Genomic DNA, 19,276 nt, shown 5'->3' with positions numbered 1-19,276 from the left:
AACGGCACCAAGGGCCTAACCGATCGGATTCTTCAGGCTCCCTGTGTAGATCAGGGAGCCTGAGGCGTCCTGCAGGTCCACCATCTCCAGGGTGTTGCGGAGTTGGAGCCGGTTGAGGCAAGAGTGCCGGAACTCGGGGACCTCCAGATCCAGGTGTCGTCGCCGCGGCAGCCCTCGAGCCCGGTAGGCATCGACGTTGTCTCTCACCAGCGTCCAGAACTCCACCTGGTCGATCATGCCTTCCTGGTGCAGGATCCCGGCGATATGCCGGAGAACCCCCACGAACACGTCGGTGAAGATGAGCTGCGACGCCTCGGCGTCGTCGATCACGTGACGCATGCGCGATATCTCCTCGGGCAGCGCACGCTCGCCGATGATGGCCGCTTCCTCGCCGATGTCCTTCATGAAAGCCCCAATGACACGGCCCCCCTTCATCCGCAGGATCAGATTTTCTCCGTGCGGCATGAAGGCCAGATCGTGGCCTTCCAAGCAGTGCAGGACCGGGGTCAGATAAGCGGTCAGGTACTCGCGGAGCCAGGCCTTCGCGTCGGTTCCCGAGGCCTTGATCAGCTCGGCGATGACGGACCGCCCGTGGACATCCCGATGAAGCAGCGATGCCATCGTGAGGATGCGCTCGCCCTCGTCCAACTTGGGAAGGGGGCTCTCGCGCCACAGGGCAGCGAGCATCTTCTGCTGATCCGACTTGGTCTGGGTCGCATGGTAAGCGTCCCCGGTGTAGCCGATGGAGGCATGTTCACGGAGGACATCGAAGTTGACCTCTCGCAAGAGCTCATCGCCGCGAACCAGGTCGGCGACCCAATCGTTGATCGCGGGCGTCGCTCGCATGTATGCAGGAGAGAGCCCACGCAGGAAGCCCATGTTTTGGATCGAGAGCGCCGTCTTGATGTAGGACTTCGAAGGAGTGCTCCGGTTGAATGCCGTCCGAATAGACTGCTGTGGCTGGTACTCGTCCGAGGCCTCACCGAGAACCACCAGGCGACGGGAGGCGATATCCGGTGCGAAGCTGATCGAGATGCGGTGCTGGAACTGCCACGGGTGGACTGGGATCCACACGTAGTCCTCCGGGTCGAGCCCCAAGTGGGTGAGCCTGGACGTGAAGGACTGTCGAGTTTCGAGGGACAGCTCCGAGGCCCAGTGCTGATCCTCGGTGCTCGACCTCGAAACCTCGAGGACGGCGTCTTCCCTGTGCGCGGCAACCCACACGTAGCGGAACCGTGAGCCCGCCTCGGGTGCGTAGCGTCGGAATTCTTCCAGCCCGAACCCGATTCGACCGTTGGTCGCCACGAAGCACGGGTGGCCTTCGGTCATCGCGGCCTCGGTCTGCTGGAAGTCACCAGCTACGTCGATATCCGATCTGCCGTGTGCGAGCTGGCCGGCAGTGGGCCCGCCGCGGAAATTCTTGAACGCGGCGCTGGCCAGGGTGGACGCGAGCTCTTCGAGGTAGGTCCCCAAGAGCTTTTCCGGGATGCCCAGGCTCTGGTGCATCTCCGCCACGAACTCCTGCGCGTTGAGAGGCAGACCTTCCGGACTGCCCACCGCGTGGCGGGTGATCGAAGCTTCGTCGATGGACCAGTGGTTGAGGTACAGGACCTCGCCGCAGAAGCGGTATACGGAGCCGCCCGGAACAGAGAGTTCCCAAAGATCCTCTTCAAGATGTTCGGGGTGAATCAGGTGTTCGTGGCTGAACTCGGCGAGCGCCTTGGCGATCACATGACGCTGTGCCGGTTCCATGTACTCGGGGTGTAGATGGGGTGCGGGATCATCCGGGGCCGGGTGTCCAGCCTGTTCTGCTTCGACGATGCTCAGCGCCGCGGTCTTACCGGGGAGATCGATTTCGCGGATGAACCGGAAACCGACTTCCCTGTTCTTGGCTTCGACCGCCCGGTTGCGCACGTCGGGCTCCACCACGAGGCGGCGGGCCCCTAACTCATGGACGCAATGGTCGACGACGGCACGCATCACGCGACTCGTCAGGCCGCTGCGGCGCTGAGCCGGATCCTGCGGAGGGGGAGCGACCAGCAGGTGCATTCCGACGTCTGACTGCCGAGCGTCGAAGACCTCCGCCAGGAGCACGCGCGCCGGATCATAGGTTTCGGCGTAGCCGATCGGTTGCCCGTTATCGCAAATCATCCAGGCGTTCTGCGCATCGTCTGCGGCGATGTCCGCGAGGTACTTCCGCGTCGTTTCTTCGGTGGCATCCTGCATCTGCCAGAAGTACGATGCCGGATGCCTCAGCCACTCAGTGAGGACGAATGAATCGGTTGCGGGGTCGACCGGACGGACGGTCCAGGAGCTGGGGTCCGCGGAGTGTTGGTTCGGGGTCGTTTGGACAGTGGTCGTCACTTGATGTCCTCCTTGGCCTGGGAGGTACCGAAGTCCTGGAACGCGATGTTCCGCTCGATCGGGTAGACCTCTCGGCCGGTGATCTGTTTGAGAATGGTGGCATTGCGCCAGGCGCCCATGCCCAGGTCGGGTGCGGTCAATCCGTGAGTGTGCTCTTCGGCGTTCTGAACGAAGATGCGGCCGCCCAAGGTATCGACGTGGAATTCGAGGTCGACGTCGAACCGGCCCGCCTGGTCCCGCTTGATGAGGCCTTCCACAGGCCTCAGGAAGACGGGATCGCGAGGGGAATAACCGGTTGCGAGAACGAGCTGCTGGGCAGATCTTTCCGTCGTCTCTCCAGTCTCTTCGTGCCGCAGGGACAGAGAGATTACGTCTTCTCCCGGGAGCCATTCGGAGCCGACGACGGCGGTGTTGGTCAGCAACGTCGTCGGAACAGAGCGTTCGAAGGATTCCCTGTAGAGCGCTTCGTAGACATCATCGATCGTGCTCATGCTGATCCCCTTGTACAGGCCGCGTTGCTCCCGGCCCAGGCGGTCCCGCATCCCTTCCGGAAGGCCGTGGAAGTGCCGTACGTATTCCGGAGACGTCAGCTCGAGTGTGAGTTTGGTGTCTTCCATCGGGAAGAACCGCGGCGATCGCGTGATCCAGTCGAGTCGGTAACCGTGGTCCTTCTGCGAATTCAGCAGGTCCAGGTAGATCTCGGCTGCCGATTGCCCGCTGCCGATGATCGCGATGGATTCGGACCCCACGAGTTCCTCACGATCGTTCAAGAAGCGAGAAGAATGCCGCACGTTCCGCTCGAGGCCCTGGAGGGACTGGGGGATTCGAGGCCCGGTCCCGATTCCTGTCACGATGTGCCGTGCGAGGTGCTTTTCGACCCCTTGGGACGAGAGGGAAGTGACGAGAAACAGGTCCTGCTCCTCGAGGTAATCGACCGATTCCACGCGATGTTGCCAGCGCAGATTAGTCAACTGTTCTGCGGCCCAGCGGCAGTAGGCGTCGTATTCGCGGCGAAGCGGATGGAAGTCCTCACGAATGTAGAAAGGGTAGAGACGTCCGGTTTGCTTGAGCCAGTTCAGAAATGAGAACCGGGAGGTCGGATCGGCCATCGAGACCATGTCCGCCAGGAACGGCACCTGGATCGTGGCGTCCTCGAGCATCATTCCGTGATGCCACGCGAAGCCGTCGTTTTCATCGAAGAAGAGGGCGTCGACCTCGTCCAATGGATCGCTCAAGCATGCGAGTCCGAGATTGAACGGGCCGATGCCGATGCCGACGAGGTCGTAAACTTGGTCCGCGGGTGCAGGCTGAGTCATTTAGGAGGTCTCCTCGAGATCGTGAGCGTGCCGAGCGGTCCGTTCATGCACACGAGCGGCCAGATCGGAGATGTCTTCCAGACGCTGTGCGATGCGGTCGAGCTCGGTTCCGGGATTGAGCAGTGTCAGCTTGAGGCAGGGGCGGCCCCCGATCACCGTTTTGGCGACGAGGACTCGGCCGGATTCCTGGAAGTGACGACGGATGGGAGCCACCAATGCATCGGCGTCAAGATCCGAAACGCCCTCAGGCTGCCACCGGAAGACCACGGTAGAAAGGTCCGATCCCGAGACGAGCTGCAATGCCGGGTGATCGTCGATCACCTCGTGAACCTCGTGTGCCAGGTCGATGACGCGATCGACGGCCTGACCGACGGCGCCTGCCCCGGTGCCCCGAAGGGTCGCGAAGAGCTTGAGGGCGTCAAAACGGCGGGTGGTCTGAAGGGATTTGTCCACCTGGTTGGGCTCGTCCGATTCCTCAGGGTTGAGGTATTCGGCGTGCCAGGTCCCCAGTCGGAAGTCTTCCGGGTTCTGAAGGATCAGCGCTGAGGAGGAAACCGGTTGGAAGAAACCCTTGTGAAAGTCCACGGTGACGCTCCGCGCCCGATCGAGGCCGGTGAGCAGGTCGCGCCGAGTAGGGGAGACGAGCAAAGCTCCACCATAGGCGGCGTCGGCATGGAACCAGATGTCGTAGCGTTCCGCAATCTTGGCGATCTGAGGCAACGGATCGATCATTCCGCGGTCGGTGGTTCCGGCGGTCGCGCTGATCGCCATGGGGATCTTTCCGGCGCTCAGTGCATCCCTGAGATGCTGTTCCAGCGATGTCGAGTCCATACGCCCCTCGGCATCCGAGCCGACCGTGACGACGGCGTCGTCGGCCAGTCCCAGGAGCAGGGCCGACTTGTCCACGCTGAAATGGCTTTCTTCGCTGGTCAGGATGATCAGTCGGGACTGACGTTCACTGCGCTGCGTTCCTCGGAACCCCTGCAATGCTGCTTCGCGGGCCAGGAAAAGTGCTTGGAGGTTCGACTGTGTGCCGCCGGAGGTGAAAACCCCGTCGCCTTGAGGAAAGCCGATCTTCTGTGCGGTCCATTCGATGAGTCGGCGTTCGATGAGGGTTCCGATCCGGGATTGGTCGAAGGTGTCCACCGAGGTATTGACCGCAGCCAACGCCGTCTCCGCGGCGACCGCGTTGACGTCCACCGGGCAGTTCAGATGCGCGAGGTAGTCCGGGTGATGGAACCACACGGCCTCTTCCAGGAAGAGTCTGTCGATTTCCTCCACGGCGCGGGTGCCTCCAATGGGCTCTGCATCCAGGTCCATTTCATCGACACGGCGGTGTAATTCCGCGATGGGGGTGTCCGTGGCAGGTGCCTGGGTCGTCTCGAAGCGTCGAGCAACGCGCTCCGACATGTCCGAAACGAGACCCACGTACTCGGCTGCCGAATCTGCGCCCAGGAGGTCCAAACGACCCGCCAGAACTGTATCAAGTGCACTCAATTTTAGGTAAGCCTATCCATAGAGAATTGGTTCACCTGAGAAGCTAACAGAAGCATGGAGGCAGGTTCTACCGATTCAAAGCGCTGGTCACACTCCGGTTGTGGCCGAGGATGTTTGAATCATAGGAAGGTTCGCTAATTATTGCGTGACGCGTAAAGTAATTCCCGGACCTATGCGATATATCACCGGAAGAATTCGCTGGGAATTGTCCGAAGGGGGGCCGGGTGCCGACGGGATTCCGAGCTCCCGGACGAATGTTCGGCGGATCCCGGGAAGGATCAGAGCTGGTTGGCCCAATCGTTGACGGGAAGGACCTCCGCCTGGCTCGGGAAGACCTTCTGGGTCAGAACCCGGTGCACCTCTTCGTCGCGATCCGCGCACGCGTCCTCCAGCACAATGATCCGGTAATCGAGGTCTGCGGCCTGACGGAGGGTCGAGAGTACGACGCCGGAGGTCGCGATTCCGGACAGAACCAGCGTGTCGGCCTCTGTTGCGCGGAGGAGTATGTCGAGATCGCTTCCGCTGAAGGCGCTGATGCGCCGTTTGAGCACAACCGGTTCGTCCTCGCGCGGGAACAGGGCCGGATGAATCTGGGTTTCGGCGTTCTCCTGTGTCATGGCATCGCCCCGGGCCTCGGCAATCCGCGAAAATGCAGGGCTGCTGACGGTTTCGGGATAGCCGGGACGGAATGCGACGCGAACCCAGAGAACCGGGATTCCCGCAGTCCGAGCCGCGTCGACCGCGCGGGCCGCGTTTTCGAGCACACCGGTGCCCTCGAATGCGCCCGCGATGCCGTTCTGGAAGTCCATGGCAAGAAGTACGGGGGTGTTGGTGGTCATGTCGGGCCTCCTGGGGCATAGATAGCTTTGCTAAGCACTATAGTGGGGTTGGCTGAGTGTCCACCCCGCGCTGAGAAGCTGATGCCATTTTGAATTCGCTGACCGACAGGCGAAACCCCCCACCGGACCGCTTCGACCGGCGACTCTACGCACCCATGATGCTGGGTGCCATCCTCAACCCCATCAACTCATCGATCATTGCTGTGGCGCTGGTGCCGATCGGCATCGCACTGGGAGCGCCGGCCTCCGAAACGGCCTGGCTCGTTTCCGCGCTGTACGTTGCGACGGCCATCGGACAACCCCTGATGGGCAGCTTGATCGACCAATTTGGGTCCAAACGCCTGTTCCTCATCGGCGCGTTCCTGACGACGGTTGCTGGAATCCTTGGCGCACTGGCACCGAATATTTGGGTCCTGATGGTCGCCAGAGTGGTGTTGGGCTTCGGTACATGCGCCGGGTATCCCTCAGCGATGCGACTGATCAAATACGAATCTCATCGCACCGGAGTCGAAACCCCGGCAGCCGTGCTCTCGGTGCTGACGATTACGACCCAAGTCATTTCGGTCATCGGCCCGACGCTCGGAGGCGCCTTGATCGGCCTCGGCGGCTGGCGCAGCACCATGACGATCAATGTCGTACTGGGTGCAGCGGCATTCGTTCTCGGCGCCTTGTTCCTCCCGGCCCATGATTCACCGGACGACTCGGATGTCACAACGGACACCGACCTGACCGGTATCCTCTTGTTCTCGGTCACGCTCATCTCGGCACTGCTGTTCTTCATGAATCTTGCCTGGCCGCTGGCTTGGCTGCTGTTGGTCTCCGTGGCCTTCGGTGCGGCCTTCGCCTGGTGGGAGATGAAACGTCGGGCGCCGTTCATCGATGTTCGCGTCTTTGCCGGAAACGTACCGTTGATGGCGACCTATGTGAGGGCCTTCTTGGCGCAATCCGTCTCCTACGCGTTTATCTACGGATACACCCAGTGGCTCGAGCAAGGACGTGGATTGTCCGCCTCGACCGCGGGACTTCTCCTGCTGCCGACCTTTGGTACCGGGATTCTCGTGACCTTGCTGACCGGCCGTTTCGCTGAAGTTCGTCTCAAACTGAAGGTCGGGGCACTTGCCCAAATCGTGGCCTGCGCCCTGATCATGACCCTTGCCGACGACGCGCCCGTATGGCTCCTCGTAGTCGTTGCCCTGATCCTCGGGATACCTCAGGGCCTGGTGAGCTTGGCCAATCAGAATGCCGTTTATTTCCAGGCAAGAGAAGACAAAATCGGGGCTTCGGCGGGCCTGCTCCGAACGTTCATGTATTTCGGCGCGATGGCGGCGTCGTCGGCCTCGGGTTTCTTCTTCGGGCAGAAGGCTACGACCTCCGGACTTCACGAATTGGGTCTGTTCATGGTCGTCCTCGCGACGTTGTTTGCCGTGATGACCTGGGTCGACCGGTCTCTCCGCCGGGCACGGACTTGACCCGGGGTGTATAAAAGGGGACGTGACTTGCTCAGGTATCGATGCCCCAAGGCGTCAGGAGGTTGTCGGCGGATTGACCGCCGACACCAGATAGCCCCGTTCCTGCCGGTTGCTGCCTGGATAACGGCGCAACCTGCGATGACCTGTGCCCGATGAGAAGCCGCCGCGAGTCGGCCGTCGAGGCATTGTGCACAAGCCATTTCCGCGCAGCCCCGTTCTGGGAACACGTCTGCGCGCCACCACGTCAATGGGGTATTGACCATGCAGCAACACACTGAGTCAGAAATCCGCAAGAGCTTCATCAATTGTTCGAAGGGCGCCGCTCAGCGGCTCAACGTTCCGAAGGACCTTGCTATGACGGACTGGGATTCCGAAATATTCCTCGGCTGGATCGACCCGAAGTCGCCGCAGAGCGCATATGTCGTTGCCGAAACCGAGGCCGGCCTCCGAGGTATTGTCCTTCACAGGAACGCACAGAAGAGCGGAGGCGGGGCGCAAATGTGCCAGCTCTGCATGACCCTTCATCCGGGCAGCGGTGTCTCGATGTACTCCATCCAGCGAGCCAAGGGCAAGAAGGACCACTACAACACGGTGGGCACGTACATCTGTTCCGATCTGCGCTGTTCCGATTACACCTGGGGCAAGAAGAAGCCCGATGGGGTGCGTCAGATGGAAGAAACTCTCACCGCCGAAGAGCGTTCCGAACGCACTCGTCGGAACGCCGCCGGTTTGATCGAGCGCGTCGCCGAAAAGATGAGTTAGGCGGTCGGTCAAGGAGCCGTGCACGGGCTATGAAAGCAGTAGGATTCTGAATATGCCCATTGCACACACTTCTGCCCAGCACGGCTCCAAGGTCGTCGGTCTCGGTCATTTCCAGCCTGAGAAGGTCCTCACGAATTTCGACATCGCCAAGATGGTCGACACGAGCGACGAGTGGATTCAGTCCCGCACCGGGATCGTCGAAAGGCATATCGCCTCCGAGGACGAGTCCGTGGCCGATCTCGCCGTGGGTGCCGCCCGGATGGCCCTCGAGGACGCTGGTCTTCATGATGTCGATTTGGTCGTGCTGGCGAGCACGACCGCAACGGACCGAAGCCCCAACACGGCGGGTCGCGTGAGCCAGCGCCTTGGCTTCACCGCCCCGGCCATCATGGACGTCAATACTGCGTGCTCAGGCTTCGAATACGCGATGGGTATAGCCGATCAGGCGATTCGCGCCGGAAGTGCAGAGACCGCGCTGGTCATCGGCTCCGAAAAGCTCAGTGCCGTGACCGACTGGACCGACCGGCGGACATGCATTCTGACGGCCGACGGCGCCGGGGCCGTGGTCCTGCAGAAGTCCGAGGAGCCCCAGGTCAGCCAGACCATTTGGGGATCGGTCCCTTCCATGGCAGACGCAGTGGTCATTCACGGTGACCCCGAGTTCTTCACCCAGGACGGCCGCCAGGTCATGCGATGGGCTTTCACCGACGCAGCCAAGCAGGCACACAAGGTTCTCGACGCCGCGGGGTTGAGCCTGGAGGACATCGACGTCTTCGCTTTCCACCAGGCCAATCTCCGCCTGGTCGAACCCTTAGCCAAGGCGCTCAAGGCGACGGACGAGCAGATCGTCATCAAGGACGTCATCGAGTCCGGAAATACCTCGGCGGCGAGTGTTCCCCTGGGCCTCTCCAAGTACTGGCACCGAGGAGACCTGCCGCGGGGAGGCATGGCTCTTCTCCTCGGCTTCGGCGGCGGCTTCGCCTTCGCCGGTCAGGTCGTCAGACTTCCCGAGTAGGCCGGTCGCTCGGCGTCCTGGTCGGCCGTTCGGTGATGCCTTGTGGCGGATCGGATCCGGGGCAATGAGGCCGAGTACACCACGAATCCCGCACTCGTTGCGGCCTCGTTCGACGCCATCGGGAGTCTCCACGTGGATGGCCGCAAAGCCGCTAGCCGGGCCCCGTTGGTCGACCAGCTGACACGCGGGAGGACGCAACGAAGCGGGCCCTGAAAGCACCCGAGTAACACTGCGGATTCATCACGACATGAAGTCGACATGCGGCGTCACACCCGAAACCGCGAGAAATACCTTCTGCGCATGCGGGTCGTGTCTCCTAGCCTCAATCTAAACGGCTTGTCCCAAGGATCGAGGCCCCATGACCGAAAAACTGTCCGCAAACCTTCCGACCGATTACCCGGCTTTGGCTAAACATTTCGCCCCGCTCTTCGAGAGCATCGCGCAAGGGTCCCTCCAGCGCGATCTTGAGCGGCGCCTTCCGTTCGACGAGATAGAACAGCTCGACGCCGCGGGCTTCAGCATGCTGCGAGTCCCTGCGGAGCACGGAGGTCCCGGTGTCAGCATCGAAACTTTCATCCGGCTCCTCGTCGACCTCGCCGCCGCAGACGCAAACGTCGCACACGTCTACCGATCTCACTACGGCTTCGTCGAAGCCCTGCGTTTTCAGCCGCGAGCAATTCAGGACGCCTGGTATCCCCGCGTTCTCTCGGGGGAGACGGTGGGCAATGCTTCTACCGAGCGGGGAAGCAATCAGCTGGGTTCGCTGAATACCCGCCTCACCAACACCGCAGACGGATGGCGTGTGAACGGAGAAAAGTATTACACCACCGGCACCATCTTCTCGGATTACACGCGCGTCTCGGCTTCCCTCGACGAGGGGGAGGGGCGCCGTTTCGCCGTCGTCCGCGTTGATACCCCAGGGGTGAAAATCGCGGACGACTGGGACGGATTCGGCCAGCGCCTCACCGGTACGGGAACCACCACGCTCGAGAACGTCGCGGTCGAAGAAGCAGGCCTCCTGGACCGCGTTACGGGTTCGCCCGAAGCCGTTCACGAGGCCGCGTTCTTTCAGCTCGTTCTCTTGGCCGTTATGGCGGGGATCGCCCGGGCTGCTCGCGACGACGCCGCCGGCTCGGTTGCGCGACGGGCCCGCACATTCAACACCGGATCGGGACTTCCATTTCGCGAAGACCCCTTGATCCAGGAAGCGACGGGACGGATCGCCGCCAAGGCATTCACCGCCGAATCGGTCGTGACCCAGACAGCCCGAATCCTCGACGAGGGGATTCGTGCCGCGGAAACCGCCGGGGCGACGAGGTTCGAATTCCTGGACGACCCCGACTTTCCCGAGCGCATTCCCGAGGCGTTGTCCTTTTCTGAGGTTGCCGTTGAGCACGCGCAGGTCAGCGTTCCCGAACTCGCTCTCGGCGCGGCGCAGGAACTGTTCCTCACCGGAGGCGCCTCCGCGACGTCACGCTCCAAAGGGCTGGACCGACACTGGCGCAACGCCCAGACCGTCGCAACACACAATCCCATCGCATTCCGTGCCCGTGCGATCGGTGACTACTGGATCAATGGAACCCTTCCCGAGGGTCTCAACGCGATCGGGGATGCAACCAAGAGCCAGACGGTGAAACCGTGAGCCAGCAGACTGTCGAAGCACCTTCCGGGCACCCGCCGACTGCACGCCGCTCTCGTCCCATCCGCGTCCTCGGGAGCGCCTTCGCCGGAACCACTCTCGAGTGGTACGACTTCTACCTTTACGGCATCGCCGCGGCGATCATCTTCAACAATCAGTATTTCCATGGTTCGACGCCGCTCATCAGCTTGCTCGCCTCCTTCGCTACCCTCGCGGTGGGTGTGCTGGCTCGTCCCATCGGCGGAATCATCGCCGGTCACGTCGGTGACAGGGTCGGCCGCAAAGCCTTGTTGGTCGTCTCGCTCCTGACGATGGGGCTGTCCTCTTTTCTGATCGGTCTCCTGCCGAATTTCGACACCATCGGTATCTGGGCGCCCATCGGTCTCGTGACCCTTCGAATCCTCCAAGGGTTGTCCGCCGGCGCGGAGTGGGGAGGCTCGGCGCTGCTGAGCGTCGAGCACGCTCCGGGTCACCTCCGCGGCTTCTTCGGTTCCTTCACGCAGATCGGTTCGGCCGGAGGAATGCTGCTGGCCACCGGGCTCTACGCGATCGTCCAGGGCATCTTCACCGACGAGCAATTTGCCTCCTTCGGCTGGCGCGTGCCGTTCCTCGCCTCGGGAGTATTCGTACTCGTGGCATTGTGGATCCGCCTGGGTGTCTCGGATGCCGCGGAATTCACGGATATCAAGGGCGCGGGACAGGTCGAACAGGCTCCCGTGTGGACCATGATCAAAAAATACCCGCGGGCCCTGGCCGTGACGACGTTCCTGCGCGTTGCTCAGAACGGAATCTATTACCTCGTCACGGTGTATTTGCTGACGTATCTCAAGGACACCCAGGGCGGTTCGGGGCCGGTGCTCACCGCAGTCATGATCGCCTCCGCGATAGGGCTCTTCTCCGGGCCGTTTTGGGGGTGGGTCTCCGACAAAGTCGGTCGCCGCCCCATTTCCCTCGCCGGGTATATAGCTATCGGCGTCTTCGGTTGGGCCATATTCCTCGCGGCCGATGCCGGTAACACCTCGATCCTGCCCTTGATCATCATTGTGGGCCTCGTCTTCGCTCACGACTCGGTGTACGGTCCTCAGGCTGCATGGTTCGCCGAACAGTTCCCCGTCGAGGTGCGCTACTCCGGCGTCAGCATGGGCTATCAACTGGGAACGCTGATCGGTGGCGGTTTGATGCCGTTCACCGCGACCCTCCTCTACGCCTGGGGCGGAGAAACCCCCTGGCTCATTACTACCTATCTGTCCGTACTCGTGGTTCTTTCCGTGATCGCCGCCCTCCTGGCCGTGGACCCGGTTCGAACCACTGTCAAGGAGAACCGATGACCCGCCCTATTCTGATCAACGCTTTCGACATGCTGGTCCCGGTGCACCAGACGCCGGGCTTGTGGCGTCACCCCGAATCCAGAATCTCGGAATTCGACCAGCTTTCCTACTGGACGGATCTGGCCCGGACCCTCGAGGAAGGCGGATTCGCATCCCTCTTCCTCGCCGATATCCCCGGCATTTACGACGTCTACGGCGGCAATGGGGATGCCACCGCCCGCGGAGGGGTGCAATACCCTCTGCTCGACCCCTTGGTCGTGGTGACCGCCATGGCCCAACGAACGGAGAATCTCGGTTTCGGCGTCACGGCATCCGTCAGCTATGAACAGCCCTACCTTTTGGCGCGGACCCTGAGCACGTTGGATCACTTCACCGACGGGCGCGTCGCCTGGAATATCGTGACGAGTTATCAGGACTCCGCGGCCAAGAATTTGGGGATGGCCGGTCAGATCCCGCACGACGAGCGCTACGATCGAGCAGACGAATACATGGAGGTCATGTACAAGCTGTTCGAGGGTTCTTTCGGGCCCGACGCGGTGAAAGCGGACCCCGAGGCGAACGTCTTCGTGGACCCGGAACAGGTGCGTCCGATCGAACACGAAGGCAAGTTCTTCTCGGTCCCCGGTGTAGCCCTGGCTCACCCCGGGCCGCAGGGCACCCCGTTCTTGTTCCAAGCAGGCGCGTCCAAGAGGGGCCAAAGATTCGCCCTGGACCACGCGGAGGCTATCTTCTTCTCCGGAGGCACGCCCGAACTCGTGCGCGGATGGACCAGTGCGGTGCGGGACGAGCTGGAAGCTCGAGGCCGTGCGCGTGATTCCGTCAAGATTTTCAGCCTGGCGACCGTCGTCGTCGCAGAGACGGACGAACTGGCCGAACAACGGCTCGAAGAATACAAGGACCTCGTTGACACTGAGGCCACGCTCGCGCTCTTCGGAGGCTGGACGGGCGTCGACCTCTCGGGAGCCGATCCGGACTCCGAGATCGAACACGTCACCACGGACGCAAATCAATCGGCGCTCGCGAGCTTCACGACGCTGTCCCCGAACAAGACATGGACCGTGAGAGACCTCGCGGAATTCGTCGCCATCGGAGGGCGCGGCCCCGTGATCGTCGGCTCCCCCGAAACAGTGGCCGATGAACTCGAACGGTGGATCGAAGAGGCCGACGTGGACGGATTCAACCTCTCCGCGGCCGTGCGTCCCACGGATCTGGAGCGTTTCTCCCGCTTTGTGTCACCGGAATTGCGGCGCCGCGGTCTCCTGGACGAACCCGAGCCGGGTACGACCCTTCGCGAGCGCATCGGCGGCAACGGGCCCGGGCTGCCGGGTGATCATCGCGGGGCCTCATTTCGAGTCGAGGGTTAGCCGCAGAAGCCTCGAACTTCACACGGTTTCCCCTCGTCGTCTCCCATTACCCGGCTGACCCTCGTAATATGTGATTCGCCGTTGAAGAGCGATGGCGCCGGGAATCGGACTGAGGGACTGAGGTACATGATGGGGAAACCAACCGAGGACCGGGCGAGAACGCCCCAGGAACCCGAGGAGACCCAGCCACACTTTCGGGGCAGTGTTCCTGCGCCGCCTTTGCCCGGTCAGTTGTGGAAGGACTCATTCGGTCGGGCCTCGATCCGCGCCCTGCAGATCCTGCTGATCGCCGGGGCCGTGACGCTTCTGGGGTACCTCGTGGTGACCCTGAAGATTGTGACTTTGCCGCTTCTTCTTGCCCTCATCATCGCCTCGGCGATGCATCCGATCATCCGGATCCTGCGCCGGGCGCACTTCAACAGGATCTGGGCCGCGATCACTGCCCTTCTGGGCATTGTTCTGGTGCTCGCCGCGGTGATCTCCTCGGTGGTCATGACTGTGATCTACGAATGGTCGGATCTGGCAGTCCAAACGCAGGAAGGCTTCGGTAAGCTCGTTGCGATCCTGACCGAATGGGGCGTCCCGCTGGACAACACCCACATCCAGGAGTATCTCCACAAGGGCAGCCAATACTTTGAGTCCAACAGCGCCGGCTCGAGCGCGGTCGAAGGGGTCTCCGTGGTCACCCAGCTGGTCGCGGGCGCGCTCCTGATGATCGTGATGCTGTTCTTTTTCTTGCTGGACGGCCCCCGAATGTGGGCTTTCCTCGTGAGTTTTGTGCCGGCACGGCTCAAGACCAGGATCAACGATGCCGGCCATGCAAGCGTTCACGTTCTGGGCAGATACATCCGCGGAACCGTGATCATTGCGGCGTTCGCGGCGGTCGTGGATCTCATTGCGATGCTGGTCATGGGCGTACCTCTCGCATTTCCCTTGGCAGCGTTGATCTTTCTCAGCGCGTTCATCCCTATCGTCGGGGCCCTCGTCACCGGTACCTGTGCGGCTCTGGTTGCGCTCGTGGCGGCCGGACCGGCGGCCGCTATCGTGCTGATCATCGTCGTGATCCTCGTGAACCAGATCGAGCACCATATTCTCCAACCCAAGGTCATGGGATCGGCACTGAGTCTGCACGGCATCGTGATCATCAGCGCGCTCGCGATCGGAGCACATCAGGGCGGAGTTGCGGGCGCACTGTTGGCCGTGCCCATGTCAGCGGTGGGTTGGGCCAGCTACAAGGCTTTCCGATCCACGCGGTTCGTTTCCTCCAGGGAGTCCGACCTCGCGAAGGGGCAGGACAGTTTGGAAGACGGATCTAATGAGGAGGGCGCGGCGGCGCCGTAACCTGTGAAGTCCGGCGCGGCATCCCGGGGCGGAGCGCAGTACATTCGTTTCCGCAGGGAACGGTTCGTATAGTGAACACTCGTTCGACTTGTGCGCTGGGACACGCTTACGCTGATTCGAGTTCGCCTCACGATTCCCGTGGGAAGCACAGAACGGCTCCGCTGTGACTCACAGAGTCGTGGCCCTGCGGAGAAAATCGACCGGGTACGAAGGTAGGCTCATGTCCACTCCACGCGATGCGGAAACGCCGGCCCTGCCGACCAAATCTCCCAAACGCGCGGCGCTCGCCGGTTGGATCGGTTCGGCTCTCGAATACTACGATTTCGCGGTGTACGCGACGGCGGCGGCCATCGTGCTCAACCACATCTTTTTCCCAGAAGGCAACGCGGCAGCGGCGGTTCTCCAGTCGATGGGCGTGGCGGGGGTGGCCTACATTGTCCGACCCTTCGGTGCTTTGATCATGGGGCCGCTCTCGGACCGGTTGGGCCGCAAATTCGTGTTGATGATGACGCTTTTCCTCATTGGGGGCGCAACTTTTGCCATCGGTTGCCTGCCGACCTACGGTTCCGTGGGGATTCTGGCCCCGATCCTGCTGATCCTGTGTCGCGTGATCCAAGGGCTCTCCGCGGCCGGTGAACAGGCGTCCGCGATTTCGATGTCCCTCGAACACTCCGAGGACCGCAGTCGAGGACTGATCACCAGCTGGTCGCTTCAAGGAACCCAGGCCGGATCCTTGCTGGCCACGGCCGTTTTCATTCCCTTCACCGCTTTCCTGAGCGAAGATCAGCTTTTCGCCTGGGGTTGGCGCGTGCCTTTCTGGGTTTCGGCCTTTGTGGTGCTCGCTGCCTACTTGATTCGCCGGAAACTCGAGGAGCCCCCGGCTTTCGAGAAGCACGAACAGAACGAATCGGTCTTGGACCAATCGACCCCGCTCGCGATCACCTTCCGCTATCACAAGGCCGCGATCATCCGCGTGGCTGTGTGCGCGCTGGTCAACACGGTCAACGTGGCCTTTACCGTTTGGGCGATCTCCTATGCGACCAACGGGGTCGGAATCGCTCGATCGACCATGCTCTGGGTTCCGGTCGTGTCCAACACGGTAGGGTTGCTCGTCATCCCGTTGTCGGCAATAGTTTCGGACATAATCGGGCGCAAACCGGTGTTCATTCTCGGTGCTGTCTTGTCCGGGGGAATGATGTTTCCGTTCCTCTGGGCTGTATCCGAAGCGAATATTCCATTGGTGTTCCTCTTCGGCGCCCTCGTGCACGGTGGTTTCTACTCGTTCTCCAACGCGACATGGCCTTCCTTCTACGCGGAGATGTTCCCGACGCCCGTCCGTTCCACGGGCTTGGCCCTCGGGACTCAGGTGGGTTTTGCGATCTCCGGCGGGTTCGTGCCCGTGATTGCCGCTGCACTGAACGGCAGCGACATGAACAACTGGGTCATGCCCGCGCTTTTTGTGCTGCTGGTGTGCCTGTGCGTGGGAGCCGTGGCGCTCACGGCCAAGGAAACTTCCAAGCGTCCGTTAGAAGAGATAGACAACCTGCACATGTCTCGCACGGAGGCGCTCGAGGTCGTACGGCTCGAACGTAAGGACGGCGTCGACCCGGAAAGCTCGAATGCCAGCAGCTCGGCCAAGACCAAGGTCATCGAGTAGACAGCGGCACCGGGCGTATTACCGGGGGGGGTCTTGAGACAGCAGACGGGCCCTGCATGTTGCTGTGAATTCTGCAAGAGGTATTCGACTCAGTGCGGCGCAACCCGGTTATACCCGCCAGATTCCAGCAAACCTTCGACCGTTCCGGCCACGGGCCACGACATTGCCACCGAGCACGGGTCCCGGTCTACATGCCGATAGTCAGCTGCCCGGTGGCGGATTCGCTCAAAGTGTGTAGGCGCTCAGCATCGCCGCCACCGACCGGCAGACAGTAAAGGTCAAAGACCTGACCCGGTAGACCGTGAGTTAGCGGGTCAACGGTCCGTCGTTGTTGGCCGGTGATGGTGAAGCGGTTCTCATGCAGGCGATCCGGGTTCTGCGGGAGTTGGTAGGTCTTAGCTGGCGGGATGCACACCTGCTACGAGCCCGTCCGAGGAAAAACCGCTGTGGCAAGCAGGTTATCCGCATTTGTGCGTTTGGGGTGAACCGCTTCTGCCGACTCATCCCGAAAACCATAAAATAGTGTGTGGCCGCCTTTCAGGCGTCCTGTGACCTCCCGGTCAACCGCCATCTGATTCGCATGACGCCTGGGAGTAATCAGGGCCGGGATGGAGGTGGTCGGCTATGAGTGAGCTGGAAAGCCCACCGGAAAAGCAAAAACCCCCGGTCTACTGGCTGATTCTCGGATTAGTACTCGGAGAGCCAGAAGATCTCAGGGGTCTTGCTGATTCGCTGGTGTCACTACTCGAGATGCTCAGGCATTTCGTCTAAACACCAGTCATAGTGACAGCGGGTTCGTCAGGTGGCCGCCTGGCGGGCCCGCTTTATAACACTCTGTTGAGTGGTCGATGTTGTCGTGACGGGCAACGAACGACACCTTCAATATACCGCGCGGGCGACGATGTATCTAGGTCTGTGCACGTTTTGCCTCCTGCACCGCCCAGCGGGCGTTGCAGGAGGCAGAAGCGAGTGACCGGCCAATGTAAGCCTGTTGATCGGCCCAGGTTGTTGCAGTCACGACCACTCCTTCCAACGCTGTGCCTTTGTGGAGACACGGGCAAAGCCAACCTTCACCGCCACTCACTTCCCTTGTCTTGCTGGTGAGGAGAATCCGGACCCCCCGGGCGCCACTTCCACGTCTTGAACAGTTGTTTGGTGGGGTCATACGGATTGAGGGCTGAATTTGCAAAGTCTGCGAGCCACCCCCAGGCCGTGTAGTCATCTATATGCCCAAGGATGACCAGAACAACAAGATAGTGCAGGGTCACAAGGAACAATCGCCAGGCCATTTCTTCGGTCCAGGTAGCTCATCGGCCTACCTGGCCTACCACCTCGGGGGAGTAGCCCTTTAGAGTCCTGTTGCACTTCTTCTAGGACAACTTCGGGGAAGCTGCCAGATTCAACGGCAACGGTCAGATTCCGGACCATCTCCCCGATCGCGTCTTGACTGACCGAAACTTCAGGGAACACCGCTCTGATGGCTTCGCGGTAGGGTTCAGTAGTTTGCTCGGCGAGCTGGGGACCTACCCACTGAAAGTAGGGGCGGACCGACCCGGCGATGATCTCCGATGCTTGGTCCATAGCCGGAGCCATGGATTCGCGCATCTGCAACGAGTAGTTCTTCTTCAGGCCCAGCACGCAAGGGGCCTCGGAATTGAACTTCGCTACCCAGTTAGCTAGCGCCGGGGAAAGGAAACGATTCTCATCTGTCATTGGGATCAGCCCTATGTAGGTGCTTAATCGGTGGTTAGGCCAGTGGTTCGATGCGTAGATCTCGTACTAGATGCAACGAGCAGACATGGCAGCGCAACATCCGGAGACTGACGCCTCGTGGGGCCTGACCATTGAGGAGAAGCGGCAGCTCCTTGGGGAGTCGCAGATCCGTTTAGCCGGAGTGAACAAGCTCCTCATGAATCGGTGAACCAGCAGCCTCTTTCCGGGGGACAACGTCCTTGAAGTCCACGCGATGATTCTCCCCTTAACCCCGGTTCGAGACGAATGCGCACTGATCAGCGCGGTGAACAAGCCGTGGGCAAGCTACGAAGGTATCGAGCTGTATCCAGATCTCTCGCGACCAAGGCTATCGACTCGGGCTCTACGTATGCCTCGGGGTATCGGTGTGCTCAGAAATCTTCGGGTCGAACCGATGGGAAGTGGGTCCGATGATGGGTTTCTTGAAGCGTCTCTTGGGTCATCACGAGGAGCCACAGCGCGAGATGACTTACGAGGAGAAGCGCAAGCTGATCGCTGAGCAACGGAAGGCCGCGACGCGCGATGCGATACGACAGACACGCATTGCATCGGGGCAGGTCTATGCGAATGGTGCGAAACGACCGTCAAGCCGGGCTTCGGAGATCGAGGGAATCGTGAACTTTTTGTGAGTTATTAATAACATCGAAACCTATGATGCCCATCATTTTTCGGATTTACCCAAGAGACGGTCACCGATCAACCCGACCACACATAGCAGCAGAATAATCCCAACCTTCCAAGGCAACTGTTCCGCATCACTATGTAAGTCAAATTTTGGAAGTATATACGGAAAAATAACCAATGATACAAAAATCAATATTGCTGCTATTACGGTTACTGGTCTGTTATTCTTCTTCGGTTTATTCTCCGGGTGTTCTTTCAACAAATTGCCTCACTGTTGAGGTTCTACGCACTACTTCATAAGTAATCTTT

At 61.0% G+C, this 19,276-nt stretch carries 14 protein-coding genes; 10 read left to right on the top strand and 4 right to left on the bottom strand.

Going from position 1 to position 19,276, the window contains the following annotated elements; all coding sequences use genetic code 11:
* Positions 1 to 15 precede the first annotated feature (15 nt).
* The 4 genes from sake_RS12835 to sake_RS12820 form a co-directional block, all read right to left on the bottom strand.
* Positions 16 to 2,364: a GNAT family N-acetyltransferase gene (locus tag sake_RS12835; protein WP_178946215.1), complete on the bottom strand. Its 2,349-nt coding sequence runs from the start codon at positions 2,362 to 2,364 to the stop codon at positions 16 to 18.
* Positions 2,361 to 3,680, bottom strand: coding sequence for a lysine N(6)-hydroxylase/L-ornithine N(5)-oxygenase family protein (locus sake_RS12830; protein WP_178946214.1), 1,320 nt, complete (start codon positions 3,678 to 3,680; stop codon positions 2,361 to 2,363). The genes sake_RS12835 and sake_RS12830 overlap by 4 nt, the downstream gene beginning before the upstream one ends.
* Complete coding sequence (locus sake_RS12825) at positions 3,681 to 5,177, bottom strand: pyridoxal-dependent decarboxylase (RefSeq protein WP_243155700.1); 1,497 nt, start codon at positions 5,175 to 5,177, stop codon at positions 3,681 to 3,683. It lies immediately after the preceding gene.
* A 278-nt stretch (positions 5,178 to 5,455) separates the two neighbouring features.
* A complete protein-coding gene (locus tag sake_RS12820) occupies positions 5,456 to 6,016 on the bottom strand; it encodes a cysteine hydrolase family protein (RefSeq protein ID WP_129358222.1) in 561 nt (186 codons plus the stop codon).
* Between the two features lie 155 nt (positions 6,017 to 6,171).
* On the opposite strand from sake_RS12820, the gene sake_RS12815 reads away from it, so the two are divergent.
* From sake_RS12815 to sake_RS12775, 10 genes are all read left to right on the top strand, one after another.
* Complete coding sequence (locus tag sake_RS12815) at positions 6,172 to 7,485, top strand: MFS transporter (RefSeq protein ID WP_178946213.1); 1,314 nt, start codon at positions 6,172 to 6,174, stop codon at positions 7,483 to 7,485.
* Between the two features lie 261 nt (positions 7,486 to 7,746).
* Positions 7,747 to 8,247, top strand: a complete 501-nt coding sequence (locus sake_RS12810) for an FBP domain-containing protein (protein WP_129358220.1) — start codon at positions 7,747 to 7,749, stop codon at positions 8,245 to 8,247.
* Between the two features lie 52 nt (positions 8,248 to 8,299).
* Positions 8,300 to 9,262 (top strand): beta-ketoacyl-ACP synthase III, encoded by a 963-nt coding sequence (locus sake_RS12805; protein WP_129358219.1) that lies wholly within the window; start codon positions 8,300 to 8,302, stop codon positions 9,260 to 9,262.
* Between the two features lie 358 nt (positions 9,263 to 9,620).
* On the top strand, positions 9,621 to 10,904 hold the full coding sequence (locus sake_RS12800; RefSeq protein WP_178946212.1) for an acyl-CoA dehydrogenase family protein: 1,284 nt from the start codon (positions 9,621 to 9,623) through the stop codon (positions 10,902 to 10,904).
* Complete coding sequence (locus tag sake_RS12795) at positions 10,901 to 12,229, top strand: MFS transporter (protein ID WP_178946211.1); 1,329 nt, start codon at positions 10,901 to 10,903, stop codon at positions 12,227 to 12,229. The genes sake_RS12800 and sake_RS12795 overlap by 4 nt, the downstream gene beginning before the upstream one ends.
* On the top strand, positions 12,226 to 13,593 hold the full coding sequence (locus tag sake_RS12790) for an LLM class flavin-dependent oxidoreductase (protein ID WP_178946210.1): 1,368 nt from the start codon (positions 12,226 to 12,228) through the stop codon (positions 13,591 to 13,593). The genes sake_RS12795 and sake_RS12790 overlap by 4 nt, the downstream gene beginning before the upstream one ends.
* Positions 13,594 to 13,719: 126 nt before the next feature.
* Entirely contained in the window at positions 13,720 to 14,934 is a 1,215-nt protein-coding gene (locus tag sake_RS12785; protein ID WP_178946209.1) for an AI-2E family transporter, read from the top strand.
* Positions 14,935 to 15,154: 220 nt separating this feature from the next.
* Positions 15,155 to 16,591: an MFS transporter gene (locus sake_RS12780; protein WP_178946208.1), complete on the top strand. Its 1,437-nt coding sequence runs from the start codon at positions 15,155 to 15,157 to the stop codon at positions 16,589 to 16,591.
* A 1,798-nt stretch (positions 16,592 to 18,389) separates the two neighbouring features.
* Positions 18,390 to 18,512, top strand: a complete 123-nt coding sequence (locus tag sake_RS13550) for a hypothetical protein (protein ID WP_255411222.1) — start codon at positions 18,390 to 18,392, stop codon at positions 18,510 to 18,512.
* Positions 18,513 to 18,753: 241 nt separating this feature from the next.
* Positions 18,754 to 18,972, top strand: coding sequence for a hypothetical protein (locus sake_RS12775; protein ID WP_178946207.1), 219 nt, complete (start codon positions 18,754 to 18,756; stop codon positions 18,970 to 18,972).
* Positions 18,973 to 19,276 lie beyond the last annotated feature (304 nt).

This window comes from Kocuria sp. TGY1127_2, assembly GCF_013394385.1.
Taxonomy (GTDB): Bacteria; Actinomycetota; Actinomycetes; order Actinomycetales; family Micrococcaceae; genus Rothia.
This window is presented reverse-complemented; position numbering and strand designations above follow the sequence as displayed.